3 protein-coding genes are annotated in these 5,452 nt (G+C 70.1%); all 3 read right to left on the reverse strand.

The genetic code is table 11. The features are described from left to right. Positions 1-2: 2 nt before the first annotated feature. Positions 3-206 (reverse strand): SlyX family protein, encoded by a 204-nt coding sequence (locus FV228_RS19110; protein WP_147856066.1) that lies wholly within the window; start codon positions 204-206, stop codon positions 3-5. A 62-nt stretch (positions 207-268) separates the two neighbouring features. Continuing rightward, positions 269-1,417 carry a GGDEF domain-containing protein gene (locus tag FV228_RS19115; protein WP_147856067.1) on the reverse strand — a complete coding sequence of 383 codons (1,149 nt, stop codon included), beginning with the start codon at positions 1,415-1,417 and terminating at the stop codon, positions 269-271. A gap of 212 nt (positions 1,418-1,629) precedes the next feature. Continuing rightward, on the reverse strand, positions 1,630-5,452 hold a 3,823-nt coding region (locus FV228_RS19120; protein ID WP_147856068.1), incomplete at its 5' end, for a Pls/PosA family non-ribosomal peptide synthetase.

A 5,452-nucleotide genomic window follows, 5' to 3' on the forward strand; every position in this document is an offset into this window, starting at 1 on the left:
CATCAGTAATGCGGCGGCGGCTCGGGCCCGCGCGGTGCGGACCGGGCGGCCGCCTCCTCGACCTGATCGCGCAACGCGTCGACCTGGCGGACGAGCCGGTCGATCACCCGCCACTGCTCCGTGACGGTGCGGTTCAGATCCTCGATCGTCGAATCCTGCTCGGTGAGGCGCATCTCCAGGCGGTCGATGCGGGTGGGGTCGTCCATGGCCGGTCTCCAGTCCGGCCCGCGATACCGCATCCGCGGCCGTTTTCCGACCGGGCCTGTTTTCAGGCCGCCTGCACCCGTTCGGCCACCACGACCCGGTCGCGACCGCCGTGCTTGGCGACGTAGAGGGCGGCATCGGCCCGATGCATCAGGGCCTCGAAACTGATCCCGTCCCGGGCCTGTGCGATCCCGATGCTGACGCTGACCCGCAGGTCCGGCAATTCCGGCACCGACAGCCCCGCGAAGGTGCGGCGCACCTCCTCCGCGCGGGCCAGGGCCTCGGCAGGCGAGACGTCGGGCAGCAGGCAGGCGAACTCCTCGCCGCCGAGCCGGCCGAGCATCGCTTCCCGGGGCAGTAGGGATGCGGCCATGGCGCAGAACCCCACCAGCACCGCGTCGCCGACCGCGTGGCCGTGGACATCGTTGACCGCCTTGAACCGGTCGAGGTCGAACAGCAGCAGGGCCACATCCCGGCGCGAAGCGAGCACCGCCTCCGCGGCCTCCGTGAAGGCCCGGCGATTGGATATGCCGGTGAGCGGGTCCGTCGCGGCGGCGATGCGCTGCTCGCGCTCGGCCCGTTCCTTCACAAGAGCCATGCAGGTGAAAGCCAGGGCGATCGAGAACAGCAGCGTGACGAAGCACAGGATCGCGACCCATGGCGAGGTCAGCGGGTTCAACCGGGGCGGCGGCGGCGCCAGCAGGGTCGACGGGATCCGCAGCAGGTAGAAGGCGGCGTGCAAGCCCAGCGTGGTCTCGGCCGCCACGCGCGACGCGAGACGCTCCTGGCGCCCCCGCCAGAACTCCACGGCCGCGTCGCCCGTATAGAGCGCCGCCACCGCGGACGCGTACACGATCCGGGCCTCGATCGATCCGTAGAAGGCCGGCACCAGGCAGAGCACGCACCAGATCGCCGCACCCACGAGCGCCAGGCCGATCCGGACCGGTCGCCCCTCGAACGAGCGGACACCGCTCCAGATCAGCCCGTAGGCCGCCAGCACCACGGCATTGGACACCGCGATGGACACGAGGTCGGGGATCTGGCCGCGCAGGGCGAGGCCGCCGGAGCCGACCGCGCCGAGGATATGCGCCGCGCCCCATAGCGCCAGGGCGCGCGAACCCGGCGCCTGCCGCCACGACAGAACGAACAGCGTGCCGACCAGCAAGGTCATCACGGAACTGACGATCAGCAGGGTGGCTGGATCGAGATGCACGGCTTTCTATCAGTCTCCGATACGGACGATAGCATAAGCCGTCTGGTATTGACCGGCTCGCGAGGCTTGAGCCGGCTTAATTCGCAGCAGCGCGACGAAAATACCGCGCGGTTGTTTACGATTCGGCAAGGTGGATATCGGCGGCGGCGAGCACCGCCGCATTCTCCTGCGGCTCGGGGCTCGCTTCAGGCGCCCCGGAGGGACGCGGCGACCTAGCCGGCCACCCGATGCTCATCCCGCGCGGCGTGGATCACCGGCACCGCCGGGGCGCCTTCCCACTCCGTGTTGGCGGGGATCGACTCGCCCTTCATCACGATGGTGAGCGGGCGCAGCCGCGCGTAGTCGCCGACCTTGGTGTCGTACAGGACCGTCGCGAAGGCGCCGACCGAGACGCCGCGCCCGACCACCACGCGGCCGATCTTCATGATCCGGTCCTCGTACAGATGGGTCTGCAGCGCCGAGACGCGGTTGATCGTGGCGTAGTCGCCGATCGACACGCAGTCGAACTCGGTGATGTCGGTGGTGAGCATGCACACGCCCTTCCCGATCTTCACGCCGAACAACCGCAGGGCCCAGGGCAGGAACGGTGTGCCCTGGAGGTGCTCGAGAAGCACCTTGCCGGCCAACCCCCAGTAGGCCACCGCGATCGCCTCGGTGCGCATCGCCCACCAGGACCACATCGGCTGCATGCCGGGCTTGTAGACGCCCATCAGCAGCCACTTCATCGCGATGACCGCGGCGGACTGGATCAGCGCGATGCAGACGCTGGCGGTGACGAAGCTGACGGCCAGGCCGGTCCAATCTTTCTCCAGGATCGCCGGGTAGAAATACCAGTCGATCACGGTGATCGCCAGGGTGATGTAGAGCATCGGCGAGAACGAGGTCGCGAAGGCCTCGAACACGCCGCGGCGGATCTTCGGCCACATCCCGGGCTCGTAGGTCTGCGCGGTCGAGCCCAGATCGACCTTCTGGCGGGCCGGCAGCCGGATCGGCGGCGAGCCGAACCAGGTCTCGCCGGGGCTCATCGCGTCGTTGGCCGGCGGCTTCGACTTGATGCCGATCAGCACGTCGTCCGGGATGATTGCGCCGGGCGGGACCACGGCGTCGTTGCCGACGAAGACCCGGGCCCCGGTGCGGGCGGCCTCGAGATGCATCCAGCCCCGCCGGACCTCCTCCTCGCCGTACACGACCTCGTCGGCGATGAAGTTCTTCGCGCCGACCTCGGCGAGGTCGTAGCGGCTGCCGAGGTTGGTCGAGATCTCGGCGCCGTGGCCCATGTTGGCGCCCATCAGCCGGTACCAGGCCCGCATGTAGACCGTGGCGAACAGGGACGAGAGCGTTTCCAGCGTCACCTCGACGGCGAGCGCCAGCGACCACTTGCGCAGGTAGAACAGGGAGTGGACCGAGTAGGTGCCCGAGCGGGTCCGCGGCAGCACGATCCAGCGGATGCCGGCGATCAGCAGAACCGTGCCGGCGGTCATCAGCATGGCGGTGGGCCAGGTGAGGATCGGCAGGTACCAGTGGTAGTCGACATCGGTGATGTCGGAGAGTGAATCCGAGATCTGGTCGAAGATGAAGAACGCCGGGAAGATCGGCAGCAGGCCGACCGCCGGGATCGCGCCGAGCAGAACGATATAGGCCGCCGCGAAGGCGGCGCGGTGGGCCCACGAGGCCTCGGCGGCGGCCGGCAGGTCGGCCGGGTTCGCCATCCCGACCTTGCGGCCGGGCGAGCCGTCCCAGATCTCCGCCGGCCCGACCCGGGTGCCGGTCGGGATCGTGGTCAGGTCGGCGATCTCGGCCTGCGCGCCGATCACCGTGTCGTGGCTGAGCACGCAGGAGGTGCCGACCGCCGCGTCGGCGCCGATCTCGACCGTGCCGATCACCAGCTCGTTGCCGACGATCTCGGCATTGGCGATGACGAGACGGCCGCCCAGCGAGGCGCCGTCGCCGATGGTCAGCAGGTCCGGGGCGCCGATCTCGATATCGGAGATCAGCGCGTCATGGCCGACCTTGGCGCCCATCAGCCGGAGGTAGACCGAGATCGCCGGCGAGCCCTGGAGCCACTTCACGTGGACGAGGGGGGCGAGGCGCTGGGTCAGCCACCAGCGGTAGTAGTAAGCGCCCCAGAGCGGGTATCGGCCCGGCTTGGTCCTGCCGAGGATCAGCCACTTGCCCGCCACCGCGACCACCGCGGTCACGCCGTTGATCGCGATGTAGACGAGCAGCAGCACGCCGAGTTCGGCGAAGAAGCTGAGGCCGCCGCCGGTGAGCAGCAGGTAGGTCACGAACATGCCGAGCCACTGCGCGGTGGCCAGCGCGATCACGAAGGGCAGCGCGATCAGCTGGCCGAGGCCGCACAGGGCCCGGCGCAGCAGCGGCGGCGGTTCGAAGCTCAGGTCGCGGATCGCAGCCGCCGCGCCCATGCCGCCGGTGCGCGCGATCAGCGCGTCGGCCATCGCCCGCATGGTGCGCAGGGCATAGACGTCCGGCAGGGTGATGCCGGCGAGCGCCGGAGCCTCGCGCACTGCGGACACGAAGCGGGCGGCCAACAGGGAATGGCCGCCGAGGTCGGCGAAGAAGTCGCCCTGCAGCGGGATCGGCTGGTTGCCGAACACCTGCTTGGCCGCGGCGACCAGAGCCGCCTCGGTCTCGTTGGCCGGGGTCTCCTGCTCGCCGTCGGCCGACACGACCGTGAGCGGGGCGACCTTCAGGGCCTTGCGATCGACCTTGCCGGAGGTCAGCCGCGGCAGGGTCTCGGCCAGCTCGAAATGGCCGGGCACCATGTAGGGCGGCATCTGGCCGGCCAGCGTCCGGCGTAAGGTAGCGGTGTCCACCGTCCGGCCGCGCTCGGGAATCAGGAAGGCCACGAGCCGGTCCACGCCGTCGTCCTGGCGCAGCACCACGGCGGCCTGGTTGATGTCGGGCACGCTGCGGATCCGCGACTCGATCTCGCCGAGCTCGACCCGGAAGCCGCGGATCTTCACCTGATCGTCGATGCGGCCGTAGAACAGGATCCGCCCGCCGGCATCCAGCGAGACCGCATCGCCCGAGCGGTAGAGGATCGGGTCGGTCCCGTCGGAGGCGAACGGGTTGGCGATGAACTTTTCTGCGGTCAGTTCGGGCCGCGCGAGATAACCGCGCGCCACGCCGGGCCCGCCGATCAGCAATTCGCCCTGCTGGTCACGGCCGAGCAGGCTCAGATCCTCGCCCGCGACGTAGACGGAATAGTTCGGGATCGGGCCGCCGATGGTCACCGGCTCGCCGGGCCGCATCTCGGCCGCGGTGGCGACCACGGTCGCCTCGGTCGGCCCGTACGTGTTGAAGAGCTGGCGCGCACCGGTCGCCCAGCGGCCGACCAGCGGCTCCGGCAGCGCTTCGCCGCCGAGCAGGACGAGGCGCACGGTCGGCAGGTCGCCGGAGATCATCGCCAGCAGGGTCGGCACGGTATCGAGCACCGTGATCCGCTCGGCTTCGAGAATACCGGGCAGGGACTCGACGTCGCCCATCATGGCCGGGCTTGCCACGAACAGCGTCGCGCCCACGAGATACGGGACCCAGATCTCCTCCATCGACAGGTCGAAGGCGACCGAGGCGCCCTGGAACACGATGTCGTCGGCACGCATGCCGTAGAGCGCGTTTCCCGACCGGAGGAAGTGACAGATGTTGGCGTGGCTGATGACGATGCCCTTGGGAACGCCGGTCGAGCCCGAGGTGTAGATCAGGTAGGCGGGATGCTCCGGCGTCAGGCCGGCGGCGCGGGGATCCGGCACCGGGGCATCCGCGGGCGTCGCCGCGTCGAGATTCGCCGGGGTCAGGGCGGGCGCCGCGTCAGGTGCCGTCGGAGCGAGGGCGGGTGAGACCAGCAGCGCCTTGGCGGCGGAATCGGTTAGGCACACCCCGACCCGGTCGGCCGGCGCCTCGGCGTCGAAGGGCAGCCAGGCGGCGCCCGACAGGGTGATGCCGATCTGGGTGACCAGCAGGTCCGGGCCCCGGGCCATCCAGAGGCCGACCACGTCGCCGGGGCCGATGCCGCGA

The organism is Methylobacterium sp. WL18, from assembly GCF_008040015.1.
GTDB lineage: Bacteria > Pseudomonadota > Alphaproteobacteria > Rhizobiales > Beijerinckiaceae > Methylobacterium > Methylobacterium mesophilicum.

What these genes read in the sequence shown, in the direction of transcription:
- FV228_RS19110 (WP_147856066.1), bottom strand. Translation starts at nt 206, where the DNA reads ATGGACGACCCCACCCGCATCGACCGCCTGGAGATGCGCCTCACCGAG.